Source organism: Pseudomonas sp. TE4620 (assembly GCF_056279045.1).
On sequence record NZ_JBWBQO010000001.1, the window covers coordinates 2,004,126 to 2,024,579 of the forward strand.

At 64.6% G+C, this 20,454-nt stretch carries 17 protein-coding genes; 12 read left to right on the forward strand and 5 right to left on the reverse strand.

The features are described 5' to 3' along the window. Positions 1-38: 38 nt before the first annotated feature. Together ACZ9A3_RS09440 and ACZ9A3_RS09445 are read right to left on the reverse strand one after the other, a co-directional pair. Positions 39-1,697, reverse strand: coding sequence for an alkaline phosphatase D family protein (locus ACZ9A3_RS09440; RefSeq protein WP_476252448.1), 1,659 nt, complete (start codon positions 1,695-1,697; stop codon positions 39-41). A gap of 91 nt (positions 1,698-1,788) precedes the next feature. Then, a complete protein-coding gene (locus tag ACZ9A3_RS09445; RefSeq protein WP_093383260.1) occupies positions 1,789-2,466 on the reverse strand; it encodes a DUF3313 domain-containing protein in 678 nt (225 codons plus the stop codon). Between the two features lie 165 nt (positions 2,467-2,631). Here ACZ9A3_RS09445 and ACZ9A3_RS09450 point away from each other — a divergent pair, with 165 nt between their 5' ends. Together ACZ9A3_RS09450 and ACZ9A3_RS09455 are read left to right on the forward strand one after the other, a co-directional pair. After that, positions 2,632-3,705, forward strand: a complete 1,074-nt coding sequence (locus ACZ9A3_RS09450; protein WP_093383257.1) for an NAD(P)-dependent alcohol dehydrogenase — start codon at positions 2,632-2,634, stop codon at positions 3,703-3,705. 78 nt (positions 3,706-3,783) lie between these two features. Then, positions 3,784-4,284, forward strand: coding sequence for a GNAT family N-acetyltransferase (locus ACZ9A3_RS09455; RefSeq protein ID WP_213601383.1), 501 nt, complete (start codon positions 3,784-3,786; stop codon positions 4,282-4,284). A gap of 126 nt (positions 4,285-4,410) precedes the next feature. On the opposite strand, the gene ACZ9A3_RS09460 is transcribed toward ACZ9A3_RS09455, so the two are convergent. The 3 genes from ACZ9A3_RS09460 to ACZ9A3_RS09470 are packed head-to-tail and all read right to left on the reverse strand — an operon-like array spanning position 4,411 to position 7,783. After that, a complete protein-coding gene (locus ACZ9A3_RS09460) occupies positions 4,411-5,157 on the reverse strand; it encodes an enoyl-CoA hydratase-related protein (protein ID WP_213601380.1) in 747 nt (248 codons plus the stop codon). A 24-nt stretch (positions 5,158-5,181) separates the two neighbouring features. Further along, positions 5,182-5,787, reverse strand: a complete 606-nt coding sequence (locus tag ACZ9A3_RS09465) for a helix-turn-helix domain-containing protein (protein WP_045198793.1) — start codon at positions 5,785-5,787, stop codon at positions 5,182-5,184. A 46-nt stretch (positions 5,788-5,833) separates the two neighbouring features. Next, the gene (locus tag ACZ9A3_RS09470) at positions 5,834-7,783 is read right to left on the reverse strand and encodes an oxidoreductase (protein WP_476252449.1); all 1,950 of its coding nucleotides are present in this window, start codon (positions 7,781-7,783) and stop codon (positions 5,834-5,836) included. 184 nt (positions 7,784-7,967) lie between these two features. On the opposite strand from ACZ9A3_RS09470, the gene ACZ9A3_RS09475 reads away from it, so the two are divergent. From ACZ9A3_RS09475 to ACZ9A3_RS09520, 10 genes are all read left to right on the forward strand, one after another. Next, the gene (locus ACZ9A3_RS09475; RefSeq protein ID WP_258597641.1) at positions 7,968-9,005 is read left to right on the forward strand and encodes an ABC transporter substrate-binding protein; all 1,038 of its coding nucleotides are present in this window, start codon (positions 7,968-7,970) and stop codon (positions 9,003-9,005) included. Between the two features lie 71 nt (positions 9,006-9,076). After that, positions 9,077-9,832: a class II aldolase/adducin family protein gene (locus ACZ9A3_RS09480; protein WP_045198799.1), complete on the forward strand. Its 756-nt coding sequence runs from the start codon at positions 9,077-9,079 to the stop codon at positions 9,830-9,832. Positions 9,833-10,038: 206 nt separating this feature from the next. Next, entirely contained in the window at positions 10,039-10,683 is a 645-nt protein-coding gene (locus ACZ9A3_RS09485) for a TetR family transcriptional regulator C-terminal domain-containing protein (RefSeq protein ID WP_093383240.1), read from the forward strand. 69 nt (positions 10,684-10,752) lie between these two features. Continuing rightward, positions 10,753-11,469 (forward strand): response regulator, encoded by a 717-nt coding sequence (locus ACZ9A3_RS09490; RefSeq protein WP_045198803.1) that lies wholly within the window; start codon positions 10,753-10,755, stop codon positions 11,467-11,469. 4 nt (positions 11,470-11,473) lie between these two features. Continuing rightward, positions 11,474-12,247, forward strand: a complete 774-nt coding sequence (locus ACZ9A3_RS09495; RefSeq protein ID WP_258597643.1) for a substrate-binding periplasmic protein — start codon at positions 11,474-11,476, stop codon at positions 12,245-12,247. Then, positions 12,244-14,499: an ATP-binding protein gene (locus ACZ9A3_RS09500; RefSeq protein ID WP_476252450.1), complete on the forward strand. Its 2,256-nt coding sequence runs from the start codon at positions 12,244-12,246 to the stop codon at positions 14,497-14,499. Before ACZ9A3_RS09495 ends, ACZ9A3_RS09500 begins: the two co-directional genes overlap by 4 nt. Before the next feature lie 202 nt (positions 14,500-14,701). Next, complete coding sequence (locus ACZ9A3_RS09505) at positions 14,702-16,105, forward strand: amino acid permease (RefSeq protein WP_045198808.1); 1,404 nt, start codon at positions 14,702-14,704, stop codon at positions 16,103-16,105. Positions 16,106-16,360: 255 nt separating this feature from the next. Then, on the forward strand, positions 16,361-17,152 hold the full coding sequence (locus ACZ9A3_RS09510; RefSeq protein WP_258597645.1) for an enoyl-CoA hydratase/isomerase family protein: 792 nt from the start codon (positions 16,361-16,363) through the stop codon (positions 17,150-17,152). 31 nt (positions 17,153-17,183) lie between these two features. Beyond that, on the forward strand, positions 17,184-18,344 hold the full coding sequence (locus ACZ9A3_RS09515) for an acyl-CoA dehydrogenase family protein (RefSeq protein ID WP_045198812.1): 1,161 nt from the start codon (positions 17,184-17,186) through the stop codon (positions 18,342-18,344). A gap of 14 nt (positions 18,345-18,358) precedes the next feature. Further along, on the forward strand, positions 18,359-20,449 hold the full coding sequence (locus ACZ9A3_RS09520) for an acetate--CoA ligase family protein (protein WP_476252451.1): 2,091 nt from the start codon (positions 18,359-18,361) through the stop codon (positions 20,447-20,449). Positions 20,450-20,454: the final 5 nt, after the last annotated feature.

Consider the following 20,454-nt stretch of genomic DNA (forward strand, 5'->3'; position numbering starts at 1 on the left):
GCCCTCATGGGCAACGGTGACACCCAATCAGTGTAGCGCTACTTGAGCAACACCCGGCGCTTGGTCAGTTCGCCGTCCTCGCCACTGGGCCAATGCAGTTCCACCAGCACTTCAGTCTGCTGGCCGTCCAGCGACGGGCGCACGCTGAGCATGGCGAAGTTCTTCGAACCGGCCATGGCGTACCAGCGCTCGCAGACCATGTTGGCAATGCCCGGCATCTCGCCGCCGCCGCTGATGGCCAGCTTGAGCATGCCTGGCGCTGGTACGCGCGAGATGGCACTGGAGGTGACCTGGAACACCTTGGCCGCCGGGTATTGCTTGTGCAACAGGCGAAACACCGCCGCGCAGTGCACGTCGCCGCTGAGAAACACCACCGGCCTGGCACTCTTGCCCAACGCCGCGTAGACCTGATCGAGCAGCACCTTGCGTTCGGCCTGGTTGCTCTTGTGGTCCCACTCATCCATGCAGTCATCCTTCAGCGAGCCGAAATCGGCGCCGTTGGTGACCACGTTCTTCCAGTGCATGACCGGCACCGGCGAGACGATGAACACCGCCTTGGCGTTCTGCACCACGGCACTGTTCAACCAGTCCTTGAAGCGCTTCATCTGTGCGCTGCCAAGAATCTTGTGCGGGTCCTTGGCCTCGACATCGTGGTGGCCGCGCATGTCCAGCACGTAAAAGGCCGAGCCGCCTTGCTCGAAGGCGTAGTCCCAATGGCAGTCGTCGGGCTTGTCGAGGTTGATCGAGGTAACCGGGTTGTGGCTGTGCTCATACTCGTAGTAGGCACGGCAGGCGGCACGCCACATCAGGTCGACGAGCATTTGATTGGTGGCGCCGTTGCTTGAGCTTTCGAACAACAGCGAGATACGCTTTTGCCGCTCCTTGTTGGTCAGCGAGCCCCAGCCGTCCATGATTTCGTGATCGTCCCAGATCATGTACTGGGGGAACTGCTCGTACACCTCGCGCAGGGTCGGGATGTTCCAGTACACCCGGTAGTACCAGCGGTAGATGTTCAGCAGGTACTTCTCGATGCCGGCCTTGTCGTAGCTGCTGCCTCGCTTGAACTGGGCCAGCAGCGCCTGCTTGTTGTCCTTGAGCCATTCCCAGATATCCAGGAAGCCGTTTTTCTTGTTGGTGTCGACATACATCTGGTCACCACCGCCGATGACGAATTGCGCGCGCTGGTCGACCAGTTGCTGGTGCAGCAGCGGCCAGGCGCCGGCACTGCCGTCGGCGCTGATCGGGTCGTGGCAGCTGTAGAAGCCGAAGGTCAGGGTCTGCGGGTTGGCCGCCGGGGTAATCAGGCTTTTCGGGCTGTCGCCACCGATTTCGGTACGCCGGCGAATGATGTCGCGGTCGCTGATGTTGCTGATCAGGGCGTAGTAGTAGGTACTTTGCGCCTTCAGGCCAGTCACCGCAAAGACACCGGTGAGGTCGCTGTCGAAGCTGAAGGTTTGCGCCTGGGTGAACACCGGCTTGATCTTGTACTTTTTCAGGAAATCGGCCACCGGCAGCTCATCGAGTCGCTGCAGGTCGCCGCTCAGCGGCGCAGTAGTGACCACCAGCACCCACTCGCCGGGCAGGTACACGCGAAACCACAGGCGCACGCTGGTGGGGGTGATCGCGCCGATGATCGCGGTGCTGGCGAGCTTGGCGTACTTGCTTTCGTTGGAGGTGGGGTCCAGGAGCTGGGACATGGTCGATTTCCCTATCAGTTCGCACGCCGAAAAGCCCTGCAGCGCACGCCGGGATCAACGCAGTGAACCCGGTGCGCTCCAGTGTCAGTAGCTAGCGCGACTCGCTCTTGAGCTTGGCGAAGCTTTTGCGCAGGTCACTGGCCCAACCGTCCAGCACCGGCTTGACGTTCTCCAGGGCCAGCTTGGAGGTGTCGTTTTCCAGGGCCTCGCCGGTGCCTTTGCGCACCACCTGGGCAATCACCTTGTTATTGCCGCCGTCGAGGAAGGCCGCCTCGGTGGCGATGTCGACTTCCTGGTCGCGGCCGCCGGCGGCGGTATTGACCGCAGCGGCCACCAGGGCGATGGGGATCACTTCGTAGGGTTTCAGGCCTTCGGTCTTGGTCGATACCGCGGTGATCGCCGGGCGCACCACCAGCACGCCGGGGCCCGGGCCCTGGGCCAAGGGCAATTCGGCGCCCAGTTCACGCTTGAGCGCGGTGTTGTAGTACTGGGTGATCTGGCTGAGGATTTGCGGCGAAATCGCCGCGGTAGGCTGGGGCTTGGGGTAGAACTGGCTGGGCTCGATAAACACCTGGGTAAAGCGCGCGGCCTTCACTTGTGGGTCGATCCAGCGCATCACCGGCTTGCCGGAGCTGCTTTCGGCGGGCTTGAGGCGGCTATAGTCCTTGAGAAACCCGGAGTACTGGCTGGGGTCGACCTGGCTGCTGGAGCAACCGGCAAGGACGATAAGGGCAGAGCAGAGCAGGGTGGAGCGCAAGGTGGGTTTCATCGACGTTCGTATCCTTGGCAATGACCGCACGGGACGGGGAATTGATCGCCTGAACAACGCTAGCAGCTCTTGGCCTGGCCGCCAGTTCATTGACCCCGGTCAAGCGCACCCGGGCCTGTCGGGCGCAGGGTGGACAATCACTACCGCCCCGTCGAGGACACCGCCATGGCCAAGATGAAAGCTGCGATTTTCGTTGAAAAGAACCGCATCGTGCTGGACGAAAAGCCGATCCCCGAAGTGGGCCCGCTGGATGCGCTGATCCGCATCACCACCACAACCTTGTGCGGCACCGACGTGCACATCCTGCGCGGTGAGTACCCGGTGGCCAAGGGCTTGACCATCGGCCACGAGCCGGTGGGGGTGATCGAAAAGCTCGGCTCCCAGGTGCAGGGTTTTGTCGAAGGCCAGCGGGTGATCGCCGGCGCCATCACCCCAAGCGGCCATAGCTTTGCCTGCCTGTGCGGCTGCGGCGCCCAGGACGGCCCGGATACCCGCCACGGCTTTCGTGCGGCGGGCGGCTGGAAATTCGGCAACAGCATCGACGGCAGCCAGGCCGAGTACCTGCTGGTGCCCGATGCCACCGCCAACCTCTGCGCCATTCCCGATCACCTGAGCGACGAGCAGGTGCTGATGTGCCCGGACATCATGTCTACCGGGTTTTCTGGCGCCGAGCGTGGCGAGGTGCAGATAGGCGACACGGTCGTGGTCTTTGCCCTCGGCCCGATTGGCCTGTGTGCCGTCGCCGGCGCGCGGCTCAAGGGCGCGACCACGATCATTGGCGTCGATACCGTCGCGGCGCGGATTGCAGTGGCGCACAAGCTCGGTGCAACCCATGTAGTGGATTTCAACCAGGGCGATGTGGTCCAGCAGATCATGCAGCTCACCGATGGCCGTGGGGTTGACGTCGCCATCGAGGCGCTGGGCACGCAATCGACCTTCGAATCAGCGTTGCGGGTGCTGCGCCCCGGCGGCACCTTGTCGAGCCTGGGCGTGTACTCAAGCGACTTGCGCTTGCCGCTGGACGCCTTTGCCGCAGGGCTTGGCGACTACCGCATCGTCAGCACCCTGTGCCCCGGCGGCAAGGAGCGCATGCGCCGGCTGATGGAAGTGGTAGGCAGCGGCCAGGTGGACCTCAAGCCGTTGGTGACCCATCACTTCAAGCTCGATGACATTGAGGCGGCGTATGAGTTGTTTGCCCATCAGCGGGATGGGGTGATGAAGGTGGCGATTACCCCTTGAGTGTGTCGAGCGCAAAGCGCTCGCAATGATTTTGACTATGCAATACTGGTCAATCCTTACCCACCCCTGGACCCCGCAATGGACCTGCCCCGCCGCTTGCGCAGCAAACAGCTGAAACTCCACGCCCCGGAACTGACCTTCGCTGCGCAACTGCAGGCGGTGCTCAACGCCAACTACGACTTTCACCGTGAGTTTCTGCCCTGGGCCCGTGACGACTGGACCCTGGAGCAGGCGCGTCAAAGCCTGCTCCAGGCCCGGCAGAACTGGGCGGCGCCCCAGGGTGAAAAACGCTACTACCTGTTCCTCGCCAGTGGTGAGCTGATCGGTTGCCTCGGTGTGCGCCCGGATGCCCAGGGCAAGGTCGGCCTGGGTTACTGGATCGCCGAGGCCCATGCCCGGCAGGGCTTGATGACCGAGGCGCTGGAAACCCTGCTACCACTGCTCGAAGGCTCGCTGTTGTGGCTGACCACGTCGCCGGCCAATGTTGCGTGCCAGCGCCTGGTGGAGGGATTGGGGTTCAAGCGGGTGGCGTCGGCGGCTGGGGCGAATGCGCGGTTGCGCTATGAGTTGAGGCGTTGATTCAAACTCGGTGCTCAATCGCGGGTCAAGTCGGGTCGCCGCACCGCCGCTCCCACAGGATCGATGGTGCCTCTGTGGGAGCGGCGGTGCGACGCCTCGACTTGACCCGCGATGAGGCCGCCAGCGTCAATCCTTGACCAACGCCCGCAACGCCGCCTTCGCCTCCGGCGTTTGCAACCGTTCGATAAACAGCAAGCCTTCACGTTGAACCGTCGCTTCCAATTCCTGGCGATGGGCATCCTTGAGCAGGCGCTTGCTGATGCGCAGCGCATCCTGGGGCAGGGCCTGTAGCCGTGCCGCCAGCTTGCGCGCCGCCGCCAGGCACTGTTCGCCATCTTCATGCAGCTCATTGGCCAGGCCCCATTCGACGGCCTGTTCGCCTGTGAGCAGTTCATTGCACAGCAACAAGCGCGCGGCCCGGGCATGACCGAGCAGGCGTGGCAATAGCAGGCTGGAGCCAAACTCCGGGCACACCCCCAGCGGCACGAACGGCATGCGCAGTTTAGTGCACCGGCTGACCAGTATCTGGTCGCAGTGCAGCAGCAAGGTGGCGCCGATGCCGATGGCGGCGCCGGCAACCGCTGCGATCAGCGGCTTGTCCAGCGCCAGCACTACGCGCATCAGGCGAAACACCGGGCTGTCCATGTCGCCGGGCGGGTTGTCGAGGAAGTCCTTGAGGTCGTTGCCGGCGCTGAAGCACTGCGCGCCGCCGGTCAGGAGGATGACCTCGACCTGGGCGTCCTCCTGGGCCGCCAGCAATAGCTCGCCCAGCTGGCTGTACATGGCGTTGTTCAGCGCATTGAGCTTGTCCGGGCGGTTGAAGGTCAGGGTCAGCAGGCCCTGGTGCAGTTCGCGGGTGATCAGTTCGTTCATGGCGTGCCTGTGTTGTTGTAGGTATCAGAACGTCGGCGGGGTGATCACCCAGATCACCACCGCATCCACTTCGCCGGGGTTGCCGTAACGGTGCGGCTCCTGGCTGGAAAAACTGAAGCTGTCGCCTTCGCCGAGCTGAAAATAGCGCTCGCCAACCCACAGCTCGAAACTGCCGGACAGCAGGTAGCCGGCTTCTTCGCCGTCATGGCTGTAGCTTTGCTGGCTGTAGGTGCCCGGCGGGAAGCGCGAGTGGAGGATTTCCAGCTGGCGGTTGGGTTGCGGGGTCAGCAACTGGTCGACGATGCCGTCTTCGTAGTGCACGCTCAGGCGGCTGTGCTTGCGCACCACGTAGCCGTTGTCTTCCGGGGCAGTACTGGCTTCGCTGGCGAAAAACCACTGGATGGTCACGCCCAGGCTGCGGGCGATGTTGAACAGCGCCGGGATCGACGGGTAGGAGAGGTTGCGCTCCAGCTGGCTGATGTAGCCGGCGGTCAGCTCGCTCTGCTCGGCAAGCTCGGCCAGGGTCATGCCGCGGCGCTTGCGCAGGCCGCGGATGCGTGTGCCGAGAAAATGCGCGGTGCTGGTGCCTTCCTGGCTGGCGGCGGGCGGCGTCTTGCTGCTGTTGCTCATGGCGTGCTCCGAACCGCACTGTCAAAGCCCCGGAGTATAAACAGGCTTACAGGCTCCAGGCGACCTTCAAACCGTCGTAGACGGCTTCTTCCACCGTGCGCGGGGCCAGGCAGTCGCCGATGCGTTTTACCTCGACCAGGCCGTGCAGTTCAGCGGCCAGGGTATCGACCGGCTGATGGCCCTGGCACAGCACCAGGGTGTCGATGTCTTCGAAGATCATCGGCTCGCCGCTGGCGGTGTGTTGCAGGTACACGGTGGTGTCGTCGCAGCCGTACAGGCGCGCATAGGGGGTGATCGGGATACCCAGCTTGTGCAGTTCGCCGGCCATCTGGTCGCGCACGTACAGCGGCAGGCTTTCGCCGCAGTGGGTGCCATTGACCGCCAGTTGCACCTGGTGGCCTTCACGCACCAGGCGCTCGGCGATGCCCGGGCCGATCCAGTCGCAGCGCCAGTCGACCACCAGCACCGAGCGCCCGGGCCGGGCCTCGCCACGCAGGACCTGCCAGGCATCGAGCACCTGCAGTTCGCCACCGCGCTCGAAGGCCGGCCAGTAGGGTTCGGCGCCGGTGGCGACGATCACCAGGTCTGGCTGTTCGCGCTCGACCAGGGCGCGATCCACCCGGGTATTACGCACCACCTTGACCCCGGCCAACTGCATCTCCCGTTGCAGGTTGGTGCTGGCGCCGCCGAATTCGGCCCGGCGCGGCAGCAATTGCGCGAGCAGCACCTGGCCGCCCAGCTGTGTGCTGGCTTCGTACAAAGTCACGTCGTGGCCGCGCGCTGCCGCCACTGCCGCCGCCTTCATGCCGGCCGGGCCGCCACCGGCGATCATGATGCGCTTGCGCACAACTGCCGGCTGCAGGCTGCCGAACTGCTGCTCACGCCCGGTTTCCGGATGCTGGATGCACGAGATCGGCAGGCCCTTGTGAAAGTGGCCGATGCAGGCCTGGTTGCAGGCGATGCAGGCGCGTACATCTTCAACGCGCTCAGTGCGGGTCTTGTTGGGCATTTGCGGGTCGCAGATCAGCGCGCGGGTCATGCCGCAGACATCGGCCTGGCCACGGGCGAGGATCAGTTCGGCTTCCTGGGGCTGGTTGATGCGCCCGGTGACGAACAGCGGAATGCTCAGTTGCGCCTTGAAGGTCCCGGCCTCGCGCGCCAGGTACGCCGCCTCGATAGCCATGGGCGGGACGATGTGCACGGCGCCGCCGAGCGAGGCCGAGGTGCCGGCGACGATATGCACGTAGTCCAGCTCTGCTTGAAGCAGCTTCACCGCCGCCAGCGACTCATCCTCGGTCAGGCCCTCGGCGTCGCGCTCATCGGCGCTGATGCGCAGGCCGATGATGAAGTCGTCTGCCGTCGCCGCCCGCACTGCGGCGATTACTTCACGGACAAAGCGCAGGCGTTGCTGCAGCTCACCGTTGTAGCCATCGCTGCGGCGGTTGACCCGTGGGTTGATGAACTGCGCCGGCAGGTAGCCGTGGCTGGCCACCACCTCGACGCCATCGATGCCGGCCTGGTGCAGGCGCCGGGCCGCAGCGGCATAGCCGGCAACGATCTCGTCGATCATGGCCTGGTCCAGCGCCCGTGGCATCACCCGAAAACGCTCGTTGGGCACCGCCGAGGCCGAGTAGGCCACGGCCAGCAAGCCGTCGCTGGACTCCATGATTTCCCGCCCGGGGTGGAAGATCTGCGACAGCACCACGGTGCCGTGGGCATGGCAGGTCTCGGCCAGTTGGCGGTAGCCGTCGATGCAGGCATCGTCGGTGGCCATCAACACGTGCGAGGTGTAGCGCGCACTGTCGTGCACCCCGGCCACCTGCAGCACGATCAGGCCGACGCCGCCGGCGGCACGGGCCTGGTGGTAGGCAATCAGGCGCTCGTTGACCAGGTTGTCGGTGGGCATCGAGGTGTCGTGGCCGCTGGACATGATGCGGTTCTTCAGGCGTTTGCCACGGATGTGCAGCGGTTCGAACAGGTGCGCGAAGGTCGACATGCGGGTCAGGCTCCAGCGGGGTGTTGTTATTATTTTTCTATAGAAGTGTACCGCCAGTAAAAAATCAACTTGTTTTTTTACTGGCCTTTGACTAGTTTGCAAATCACCCCGGGTCCTGGGGCACACCTCACAACAACAAGAAAACGGGCCACGCATCACGTGGTACCGGCAAGAGGAAGCATTGATGAAATCGAACCTGCTCAAGCTCTCTCCCTGGTTGCTTGCCCTTGCGGTCGGCGGCGTCCAGGCAGCACCGGACATGGTCGTGGTCGCCTATGGCGGCGCCGGCCAGAAAGCCCAGGATGCGGCGATCTTCAAGCCTTTCAGTGCCCAGGACGGCAGCACGTTGATCCAGAGTGAATACAACGGCGAAATGGCCCGGATCAAGGTCATGGTCGATACCGGCAACGTCGATTGGGACCTGGTGCAGATCGAAGGCCCGGACCTGATGCGCGGCTGCGACGAGGGCATGTACGAGCGCCTCGACTGGACCCAGCTCGGGCGTGCTGAACAGCTGATACCCGACGCCGCCCAGGAGTGCGGCTCGGCGGTGCTGGTGTGGAGCGTGGCGATTGCCTACGACCGCAACAAGCTGGCCCAGGCGCCGGCCTCGTGGGCGGATTTCTGGGACGTCAAGAAAATCCCCGGCAAGCGCGGCCTGCGCAAGCGTGCGGTGTACAACCTGGAGTTCGCGCTGATGGCCGACGGGGTCAAGGTCGAGGACGTCTACAAGGTCCTGGCCACCCCCGAGGGTGTCGACCGCGCCTTCAACAAGCTCAGCGAGCTCAAGCCCTATATCCAGTGGTGGGAAGCCGGCGCGCAACCGGCGCAGTGGCTGAGCGCCGGCGACGTGGTCATGACCTCGACCTACAGCGGTCGGGTCGCCGTCGCCGCCCAGGAGGGCAGCCCGCTGGCCCTGGTGTGGCCGGGCAGCCTGTACGGCATGGACTACTGGGCGATCATCAAGGGCTCCAGGCATGTCGACCAGGCTAAGCGCCTGATCGCCTTCGCCAACCAGCCCGACACCCAGGTGCGCTACGTCAAGCAAATCCCCTACGGGCCGACCAACACCCAGGCTGCCGCCGAGCTTGATCCGAAGCTGGCGAGCTGGGTGCCGACGTCCAGGCAGAACCTTGAGGGCGCACTGTCGATGAACGTCGAGTTCTGGGTCGATCACGGCGATGAGCTGGAAGAGCGCTTCAACGCCTGGGCCAGTCGCTAACCCCTGTGGCTGGACATCGTACGGTGTCCAGCCCTATTGTCTGGCCAGTTTTTCGCCTGAGGACAACAATAATGACCGAGACTGAAATCCGCCTGCGCCAGGAACTGGCCGCCTGCTATCGATTGATCGCGCACTTTCGCATGACCGATCTGATCTTCACTCATATCTCGGTGCGCATTCCCGGCCCCGAGCATCATTTTCTGATCAACCCCTATGGTTTGATGTTCGATGAAATCAGCGCCTCTAACCTGGTCAAGATCGACCTGGCGGGCAGGGCGGTGGAGGCTTCGCCGTACCCGGTGAACCCGGCCGGTTTTGTCATTCACAGTGCCATCCACGGTGCCCGCGAAGACGCCCAGTGCGTGCTGCACACGCACACCAAGGCCGGCTGCGCGCTGGCGGCGCTCAAGTGCGGGTTGCTGGCGGTCAACCAGATTTCCATGGAATTCCACGGCAAGGTCGCCTACCACGACTACGAAGGCATCGCCCTGGACATGGCCGAACAAGCGCGCCTGGTCGATGACCTGGGTGACAAGGCGGTGCTGATTTTGCGCAACCATGGCTTGCTCAGTGTCGGGCGCAGTGTCAGCGAGGCGTTCCTGCGCATGTACTACCTGGAAAAAGCCTGCGAGATCCAGCTCACGGCGATGGCGGCCGGCGAGCTGGTGCTGCCATCGGAAGAAGTCTGTGCCCACACCGAACGCCAGTTCAACGAACCGGCGCGGCCGCTGAAGGAAGGTGAGCTGAGCGATCCGGACGGCATGCAACTGGCCTGGTCGGCGTTGCTGCGTCTGCTCGATCGGGTGGCGCCGGGCTATCGCGACTGATCAGCAGTTGTTGTACAGTCGTTCAATACGCAATCCTGTGGGAGCGGGCCTTGCCCCGCGATCTGCTGCGAAGCAGCAGTAAAACCTGTCGACACGGTGCAAGCAGACACACCGCATTGGCCGCTTTTACGACCGCTTCGCGCTCGATCGCGGGGCAAGGCCCGCTCCCACCGGGTTCCTGCAACTCACTCTGTTCGAGAAACCCTATGTCTCAGGAAGCCCGTTACAGCCGTATGGTCCCGGAGTTGCGCAAGGCCAACCTGGTCGAAGCGACCCTGGTGTGCCTGAAACGCCACGGCTTCCAGGGCGCCTCGATCCGCAAGATCTCCGCCGAGGCCGGCGTCTCGGTGGGGTTGATCAGCCATCACTATTCGGGCAAGGACGAACTGGTCGCCGAGGCCTACATGGCGGTCACCGGCCGGGTCATGGGGCTGATCCGCGAAGCCATGGCCCAGGCCGCGCCCAATGCCCGCGAACGGCTGTCGGCGTTCTTTCGCGCCTCGTTCTGCGCCGAATTGCTCGACCCGCAACTGCTCGATGCCTGGCTGGCGTTCTGGGGCGCGGTGAAAACCGCCGAGGCGATCAACCAGGTGCACGATCATTCCTACGGCGAGTACCGCAACGAACTGGGCCGGCTGCTGGCGGACCTGGCCACAGAGGAGGGCTGGCAGGCATTCAACGCCGACCTTGCGGCCATCAGCCTGAGTGCCTTGCTTGACGGCCTGTGGCTGGAGTCGGGGCTCAACCCCGGGACCTTCACCCCCGAGCAGGGCGTGCAGATCTGCGAGGCCTGGGTCGATGGTTTGCAAGCCGGTGGGCGCCGGCGCTTCACCCTGATCGAGGGCTGTTGATCGGTCGTTCAGTAATGGGTACGCTGCTGTCGTGAGTCATACAACAATTTTTATAAGAGACAACACGCAATGACGCCTCGGGTACTGGTCGTCGATGACGATCCGCTGATTCGCGACTTGCTGCACGCCTACCTGTCCCAGGAAGGCTACGACGTGCACTGCGCCGCCACGGCGGAGCAGGCCGAGCATTTTCTTGGCGAGCAGGCCGTCGACCTGGTCATGCTCGACATCCGTCTGCCGGGCAAGGATGGCCTGACCCTGACCCGCGAACTGCGGGTGCGCTCGGAAGTCGGCATCATCCTCATCACTGGCCGCAACGATGACATCGACCGCATCGTTGGCCTGGAATGCGGCGCCGACGACTACGTGATCAAACCGCTGAACCCGCGCGAGCTGGTGTCGCGGGCCAAGAACCTGGTGCGCCGGGTGCGCCATGCCCAGGCCGGCAAGCCGCCCAGTGGCGCCAATCATCCGCTCAAGCAGTTTGCCGACTGGGCCCTGGACACCGACCGCCGGCGCCTGATCGACCCCCAGGGCGGCGAAACCCTGCTGACCCATGGCGAGTTCCAGCTGCTCAGCGTGTTCCTGCGCAACAGCGGCCATACCCTCAGCCGCGACCAGTTGATGGACCAGATCCGCAACCGCGAATGGGTGCCCAACGACCGCTCCATCGATGTGCTGGTCGGCCGCTTGCGACGCAAGTTGCACGATGACCCGGCCGAACCGCAGTTGATCATCACCATTCACGGCGCCGGTTACCTGTTTACCGCCAGCGTGGCGGCCTGAGCGCATGTGGCGGTGGTTATGGCTGGCCCTGCTGGTGCTCGGCGCCCAGGCCCAGGGCGCCGAGCGCATCCGCTATTGCGACTACCCGGTGTACCCGCCGGTCTCCTGGAGTGACGGCAAGCAGGTGCGCGGCCTGGCGCCGACCGTGGTACGCCAGTTGTTCGCGCGCCTGGGCTATGAGGTGGAGATCGTCGTGCTCGGCAACTGGAAGCGCTGCCTGCTCGATGCCGCCGAAGGCCGGGTCGACGTGGTGTTGGCCTACAACAGCGACCAGCGCGACCAGGGCATGCGTTTTTCCACGGTGCCAGTGCTGCGCGAAGAGGTGGCGGTGTTTTTCAACCGCCAGCGGCCGGTGAAATTCGAGCGCCTTGAAGACCTTGCCAGCTACCGCGGCGGGCTGTTGTTCGGCGAAAGCTACGGCCCTGACTTCGACCGCTTCGTCGCCCGCCACCAGAACATCGAGTGGGTCTCCGACAGCCAGCAGAATTTCGGCAAGCTGATTCGCGGGCGCATCGATTTCGTCATCCAGGAGCGGCGCACCGGCCAATTGTTTGTCGAACACCTGCCTGGCGCCCAGGACATCCAGGCCTTGCCCACCGCGCTGAGCGTCGACTACCTGCGGGTGGCGGTGTCGCGTCATTCACCCTTGAGCCAGCACATGGCGCAAATCGACGAGCAGTTGCAGCGCATGACCGACAACGGTGAGATCCAGCGCTGGCTGGAACAAAGCGAAGTCACCTACCGCGACATGGTCAACCTGCCGGCGGACGCCCGTTGATGCGCCTGCAACCCGGTGGCCTGCTGCGGCGCCTGCTGCTGTTCATCCTGTTGTTCAGCCTGTGCTTTACCGTGCTGGCCAGCACCGTGCAGTTGTATTTCGAGTACCGCCGCGAGATGCGCGACATCGATTCGCGCATGGCGCTGATTCGTGCCGGCTACCTGGCAAGCCTTGAGCGCAGCCTCTGGGACCTCAACCAGGAGCAACTGAACGTGCAATTGCGCGGCCTGGTGGACTTCTCCGATGTGGCGCGGGTGCGCCTGAGCAGCGCCGATTTCGACTTGCTGCAGGGCGAGGCCGCGCCGCAAGGGCCGCTGCGCATCGAGCGTTTCGCCCTCGACTACCAGCCGCCGTCAGGGCCGCCACGCCATTTGGGCGAGCTGGAAGTCAGCATCGACCTGGGCGCGGTGCACCGACGCCTGTTCGCCACCGGGCTGGCCAGCCTGTTGTGGATGAGCGTGTTCCTCTGCGGCCTGGCCGTGGCCCTGTCGGGGTTGTTCTACCGCCTGGTCACCCGCCACCTGCAGGTGATGGCCGAGTTTGCCCGCCGTATAGGCGCCGGCGATTTGCAGGAGCCGCTGCGCCTGGACAAGCGCCGCTCCAGCCGCGAAGACGAAATCGATACCGTGGCCCACGCCCTGGACGACATGCGGCGCAATATTCTCAGCGATATCGATCGCCGTGAAATCGACCGCCTGGCCCTGCAGGACAAACGCGACGAACTGCAGAAGATGGTCGAGCGCCGCACCGCCAGCCTGATGCATGCCAAGGAGGAGGCCGAGGCGGCGAACCTGGCCAAGTCGCGCTTCCTGGCAACCATGAGCCATGAACTGCGCACCCCGCTCAACGGCATCCTCGGCATGGCCGAACTGCTGCGCGAAGCGGACCTCGACGCCCGTGACCGCAAGCGCCTGGATGCCCTGTACAAAGCCGGCGAAGGTTTGCTGACCATCCTTAACGAAGTGCTGTATTTCGCCCGCCTGGAAGAGGGCGAAAGCCACCCGGAGCCGGTGGACTTCTCCCTGCGCCAATTATGCGACGAGGTCATGACCCTGCTCGAGCCGCGAGCGCTGAACAACGATACGGTGCTGCGCTGTCGCATCGATAGCCAGTTGGCGCCTCGCCAGCACGGCGCCGAGCAGTTTTTGCGTCAGGTGCTTAGCAACTTGCTGGCCAACGCCATCAAGTTCACCGAGGCCGGCGAGGTGAGTGTCGATGTCCAGGTGCTGGACCAGGCGCAAGGCCGCCAACAGTTGCGGGTCAGCGTGCGCGACAACGGCATCGGCATCGCTGCGCCGGTGCAGGGGCGGATTTTCGATCGCTTCGTCCAGGCCAGCGACGCCGTGGCCCGGCGTTACGGCGGCACCGGCCTGGGCCTGGCGATCTGCAAGCACCTGGTCGAGCTGCTCGGTGGGCGCATCGGTCTTGAAAGCGTTGAGGGCCAGGGCAGTTGTTTCTGGTTCGAGCTGCAGCTGCAAGCGGCGGCCGCCGAGGCCCCGGCGCTGCTGCCGGCGGCAGCGGTGCAGGCCCTGGATATTCTTGTGGTCGAAGACGTCGAGCTCAACCGCGAGGTGGTGCGCGGCCTGCTGCAGCGTGACGGCCACCGCCTGTGGATGGCCGAAGACGGTGAACAGGCGCTGGAGCTCTGCGCCCAGCGGCGCTTCGAGCTGATCCTGCTCGATGTGCACCTGCCGGGTATCAGTGGCGTCGAGCTGTGCCGGCAGATCCGCCGCATTCCCGGGCCGAACCGCGCTTGCCGGATCCTGGCGCTGACCGCCAGCGTGCAACCGGCGCTGGTGCGCGGATTTCTTGCGGCGGGCATGCAGGGCATCCTCGCCAAGCCGCTGAAGCTCGACAGCCTGCGCCAGGCGCTGGCGCAACAGGGGGTGGTGGTCGAGGCGGCGACGGCCGGGCAGGGCATGGACTGGGCGCTGCTCGACACCCATCGCAGCCTGCTCGGCGAACAGAAAGTCCAGGGTTTGCTGACGGTGCTGCGCGATGCCCTCGAACAGCACCAAGGCGCGCTGGCCGAGGCGCTCAAGGCCGGTGACTGTACCGAGGTCGCACACCTGGCCCATCGCCTCGCCGGCAGCAGCGACTCTCTGGGTTTTAGCGGCCTGGCGACGGTACTGCGCGGGCTCGAGGCAGCAGCGCTGGGTAAGCACCAGGCGGCCCTGAATGCATTGCAAGCACCCCTGACCGAGCAGTTGCGCCTGGCCGCACAGACCCTCAAACAGTTGATCCAGAGCTGACGTACAAAAACCTTACGACTTTTTACATCTTCGATCTTCAGGTACAACGCCAGCTTACATCGCTTTCCAATAATCGACGGCAACCGCTGCACGCGGTCTTCGAAGCTTATTGGAGATAATAATAATGAACTGCCGTAAAGCTCAGCCGTCCTCGCACCATCGCCTGTCCCTCTCGCGCTTCAACCACTGTTGAGGTGCCGACATGACTGACTCTACTGACCGTAAAGGCATCCACCTGACCCGTGCGCTGAAAAGCCGGCACATCTTCATGCTGTCGCTGGGCGGGGTGATCGGTACCGGGCTGTTCATGGGCTCGGGGGTGACCATCAACCAGGGCGGGCCCATGGGCGCGATCCTCGCCTACCTGGTGGCCGGTTTTCTGATGTACCTGGTGATGGTCTGCCTGGGCGAGCTGTCGGTGCAGATGCCGGTGTCCGGCTCGTTCCAGACCCACGCGACCAAATTCATCGGCCCGGCCACCGGCTTCATGATCGGCTGGGTGTACTGGATGAGCTGGGCCACCACCGTCGGCCTTGAGTTCACCGCCGCCGGCATGCTGATGGTGCGCTGGTTCCCCGAGGTGCCGATCTGGTACTGGTCGGCGCTGTTCGTGGTGGTGCTGTTTGGCCTCAATGCCCTGGCCACCCGCGCCTTTGGCGAAGCCGAGTACTGGTTCTCGGGGATCAAGGTGGCGGCGATCCTCGGGTTTATCATCGTCGGCGTGCTGGTGATCTTCGGCGCGATCCCGCTGACCAGCGGCGAGCCGGCGCCGATGATGAACAACCTGATCGGCGACTCGATGTTCCCCAACGGCCTGTCGGCGGTGTTCGCGGTGATGATGACCGTGGTCTATGCCTTCCAGGGCTGCGAGATCATGGGCGTGGCCGCCGGTGAAACCGACCAGCCGGAAAAGAGCATCCCGCGGGCGGTGCGCAACGTGGTGTTCCGCGTACTGATCTTCTACGTGCTGGCCATCGTTGTGCTTTCGGCCATCGTGCCGTGGCAGCAGGCCGGGCTGATGGAGAGCCCGTTCGTGCAGGTGTTCGACATGGTCGGCATCCCTTACGCCGCCGACCTGATGAACTTCGTCATCCTTACCGCGATCCTGTCGGTGGGCAACTCCGGCCTGTATGCCTCGACGCGCATCCTCTGGGCCATGTCCAAGACCGGCATGGCGCCCAAGAGCCTGTCGCCCTTGAGCAAGCGCGGCGTGCCGCTGCGGGCCCTGAGCATCACCCTGTGCTTTGCCCTGGTGTCGCTGATGACCAGCTTCGTTGCCGCCGACACCTTGTTCATGGTGCTGATGGCGGTGAGCGGCATGTCCGGCACCGTGACCTGGATCGTCATTGCCCTGGCCCAGTACAAATTCCGCCGTGCGTACCTGCGCGATGGCGGCAAGCTGGCCGACCTCAAGTACCGCGCGCCGCTGTTCCCGCTGGTGCCGCTGCTGTGCATCACCCTGTGCAGTTCGCTGTTCGTGTTCCTGGCCCTGGACGAAACCCAGCGGCCGTCGCTGTACTGGGGTTTTGGTTTCATCGCCGTGTGTTACGCGGCGTACTTCATCATCCACCGCAAGCGCCAGGCGGTGTTGGCGCCGTCGGTGTAAACCCATCGCGGGGCAAGCCGCTCCTACCTGTAAATGTAGGAGCGGGCTTGCCCCGCGATAGGTTGTACAAAGTTGTAACAGGCGCGGCCATTACTTCTTCATGTAAATATTTAAATCTTTTAAAAACAAAAAGATAGCTCTGTTACTTCACCTGTTACAGCAAGTAGTGCAACCGATTGTCTCCTTGTTGAACACTCGTTTAGTATGGCCTCACGTCATACCTCTAACGCCAACCACAATAATTCGAGGCCACCCATGACCCCTCCTGCGTCGCTGCTCAGCCAGGTCGAAGCCGGCATTGCCTGGATCACCCTCAACCGCCCCGACCAGCGCAACGCGCTGGACATCCCCAGCCTGAAAAACCTGCATGCCTTGCTCGACGCCCATAACGCCGACCCGGCCGTGCGTGTGGTGGTGCTGACCGGCACTGGCCGCAGCTTCTGCGCCGGCGCAGACCTTGCCGAATGGGCCGAGGCCGAAGCCCGCGGCGCGCTGGAAAGCTACGGCTGGACCGAAACTGCCCATGCCTTGATGCAGCGCCTGCACAGCCTCGACAAGCCCACCATCGCCGCCATCAACGGCACCGCCGTCGGCGCCGGCATGGACCTGACCCTGTGCTGCGACCTGCGCGTAGCAGCAGCCTCGGCGCGGTTCAAGGCTGGCTACACCAGCATGGCCTACAGCCCGGATGCCGGCGCCAGCTGGCACCTGCCACGGCTGATCGGCAGCGAACAGGCCAAGCGCCTGCTGTTTCTCGATGAGCTGTGGGGCGCCGAGCGGGCCCTGGCGGCCGGGCTGGTCGGCGAGGTGTGCGCCGATGAGCAATTGCTGGCGGTGACCGCAGAACTTGCCGGGCGCCTGGCCAAGGGCCCGACCTTCGCCTTCGCCCAGACCAAGCAGCTGATCCGCGACGGCGCCCAGCGCACCCTGGGCGAGCAGCTACAGGCTGAGCTTGCCGCCGGGCTGCTGTGCGGGCGCAGCGCAGACGGCGCCGAAGCGTTGCGCGCCGCCGTCGAGAAGCGCACTGCTAATTTCGTTGGCAAATAAACACTTACAAGCACTTCTTCAGGATCGACTCATGAATTTCCAACTGACCCAAGAACAACAAATGTTGGTGGAAGCGGTACGCAGTTTTGTCGCCAAGGAGTTATTGCCCCATGAAGAGGCGGTCGACCGCGCCGACGAGGTGTCGCCGGAGCTCGCCGCGCAGATTCGTGGCAAGGCCATCGCCGCTGGCTTCTATGCCTTCAACATGCCTGAGGAAGTCGGCGGTGGCGGTCTCGATTACCTGTCCCAGGCGCTGATCGAGCGCGAGCTGTCGAAGGTGTCGTGGGCCCTGCATGTGTTTGTCGCGCGGCCGTCGAAGATCCTCATGGCCTGCAAGGACGAACAGATCAACGACTACCTGCTGCCGTGCATCCAGGGCGAGAAGACCGACTGCTTTGCCCTCACCGAGCCTGGCGCCGGCTCCGATGCCAACGCGATCAAGACCCGCGCTGTGCGCGAGGGCGACAACTTTGTGCTCAACGGCAGCAAGCACTTTATCAGCCATGCCGGGCATGCCGATTTCGCCATTGTCTTCGCCGTCACCGACACCTACCAGCACAACGGCAAGACGCGCAACGCGGTGACCGCCTTTCTGGTCGACCGCGGCACCCCGGGCATGACCATCCGCCGCGGCCCCAAGTGCGTGAGCAACCGCGGCTATCACACCTTCGAGCTGTTCTTCGATGACTGCAAGGTGCCGGCCAGCAAGGTGCTGGGTGAGGTCGGCAAGGGCTGGGAAGTGGCCAACGCCTGGCTAACCGCCGGGCGGGTGATGGTCGCCGCCAACTGTGTTGGCCAGGCCCAGCGCGCCCTGGATGTGTCGCTGCAATGGGCGGCCGACCGCAAGCAGTTCGGCCAGCCGATCGGCACCTACCAGGGCATTTCGTTCAAGCTCGCCGACATGGCCACGCAAATCCGCGCCGCTGAGCTATTGACCCTGCACACTGCCTGGAAGATGGACCAGGGCACGATGACCGACGGCGAGGCGGGCATGGCCAAGCTGTTTGCCAGTGAAGTGCTCGGCAAGGTCGCCGATGAGGCGGTGCAGATCTATGGCGGCATGGGCCTGATGGACGAAGGGCCGGTCGAGCGGATCTGGCGCAATGCGCGCATCGAGCGGGTCTGGGAGGGCACCTCGGAGATCCAGCGGCACATCATTTCCCGTGAACTGCTGCGCCCGCTGCTGCGCTGACCAGGAGCCTGCTCATGTTACGAGACAACCTCAAACGCCTGCTCGCTCCGCGCCACCTGGCCTTCGTCGGCGGGCGCAGCATGGCCCGGGCCTTCAAGCGCTGCGCCGAAGGCGGCTACCCAGGGCAGATGTGGCTGGTCAACCCGCAGCACGACAGCCTCGATGGCGTGCCGTGCGTGCGCAGCGTCGCCGAGTTGCCCTGTGCGCCGGATGCGGTGTTCATCGCCACCAACCGCGAACTGACCCTGACCTGCGTGGCCGAGCTGGCCGCCAAGGGCGCCGGCGGGGCGATTTGCTACGCCTCGGGCTTTGCCGAAACCGGCGCCGAAGGCCTGGCCCTGCAACAGCAACTGCTCAAGGCCGCCGGCGACATGGCGCTGCTGGGCCCCAACTGCTATGGCCTGCTCGACTACCTGCACAGCTCGGCGCTGTGGCCGGTGGCCCATGGCGGCAAGGCGGTGGAGAAGGGCGTGGCGGTGCTGACCCAGAGCGGCAACTTTGCCTACAACCTGTCGATGAGCGACCGCTCGCTGCCGGTGGCCTACATGGCCTCGGTGGGCAACCAGGCGCAGATCGGTATCGCCGAACTGATGGACGCGCTGCTCGATGAGCCGCGGGTGACCGCCATCGGCCTGCACCTGGAAGGCCTGAAGAACGTGCCGGGCTTTGCCCGCGCCGCGCACAAGGCGCTGGAAAAGGGCATCCCGATCATCGCCCTGAAAACCGGGGTGTCGCAGATCGGCGCGCAACTGGCGCTGAGCCACACCAGCTCGCTGTCCGGCTCCGATGCCTTGTACGACAGCCTGTTCGAGCGCCTCGGGGTGATCCGCGTCAGCGGCCCGGTGAGCTTTGTCGAAACCCTCAAGGCCGCCGCCTGCGGCCAGCTGCCCAAGGGCGGCAGGCTGATTGCCCTGGCCTGCTCCGGTGGCGACGCCGGGCTGATCGCCGACTATGCCGAGCGCAACGCGCTGAGCCTGCCGAAGCTGGATGACGGCCAGGTCGGCGAGCTGACCCAGGTGTTGCCAAGCTATGCCAACCTGGTCAACCCGCTGGACTTCACCACGGCGATCTGGGGCGACGCCTGCGCGCTTGAGCGCATGCTCGACAGCGCCCTGCGCACCGAGGCCGATGCCGCCATGCTGGTGCTCGACTACCCGGCCGAGTTCACCGGCGAGCGCAAGGAGTGCGACCTGCTGCTGGAGCTGTACTGCGCGGCGCTCAAACGCCACGGCAAGAGCGGTTTTGTCACCTCGGCCTTGCCCGAGCTGCTGCCGGCCGTTGCCCGCGAGCGCCTGCATGGCCACGGCATTGCCGCGCTGCAGGGCGTCGAGGATGGCCTGGCGGCCTGGGGGCGGATTGCCGCGTACCAGGCCAGGCGTCAGGCGCTGCTTGATCTGGGCGAGTCGGCATTGGCGCCGTTGTGCCCGCAGGCACTGCATGGCGAGGGCGAGCTGCTCACCGAGTGGCAGTCCAAGCAAGCCTTGCAGGCGTTCGGCCTGGCGGTGCCCAAGGGCGTGTTGAGCAGCCCTGAGCAAGCCCTCAAGGATGCTGAAACGGTTGGCTATCCTTTGGTGCTCAAAGCGGTCAGCGCGCAACTGCCGCACAAGACCGAAGCCGGCGCCGTCGCCCTCAACCTGCGTGACCCCCAGGCCCTGGGCGCGGCCCTGGAACAGATGCGTACGCGGATCGCGGCCTATGCACCGGGTGTAGTGTTCGACCAGGTGCTGCTCGAACCCATGGCCAGCGCGCCGCTGGCCGAGCTGATCGTCGGCATCAAGCGCGAGAACGACTTCGGCCTGGCGCTGGTGATAGGCGCGGGCGGCATCCTCGTCGAGTTGCTCAAGGACAGCACCAGCCTGCTGCTGCCGACCACCGACGGCGCCATCCGCAGGGCCGTGCTCGGCCTGCGCAGCGCCGCCTTGCTCCAGGGCTTTCGTGGCCGTGAAGCGGCGGACCTCGAGGCGCTGGTGGCGGCGATTCGTGCGGTGGCCGACTACGCCTGCGAAAACGCTGCGCAATTGCTCGAACTGGATGTCAACCCATTAATGGTCGGTGCCCAGGGCACCACCGCGGTCGATGCGTTGATTCGCCTCGGCCAGGTGTAAGGAGA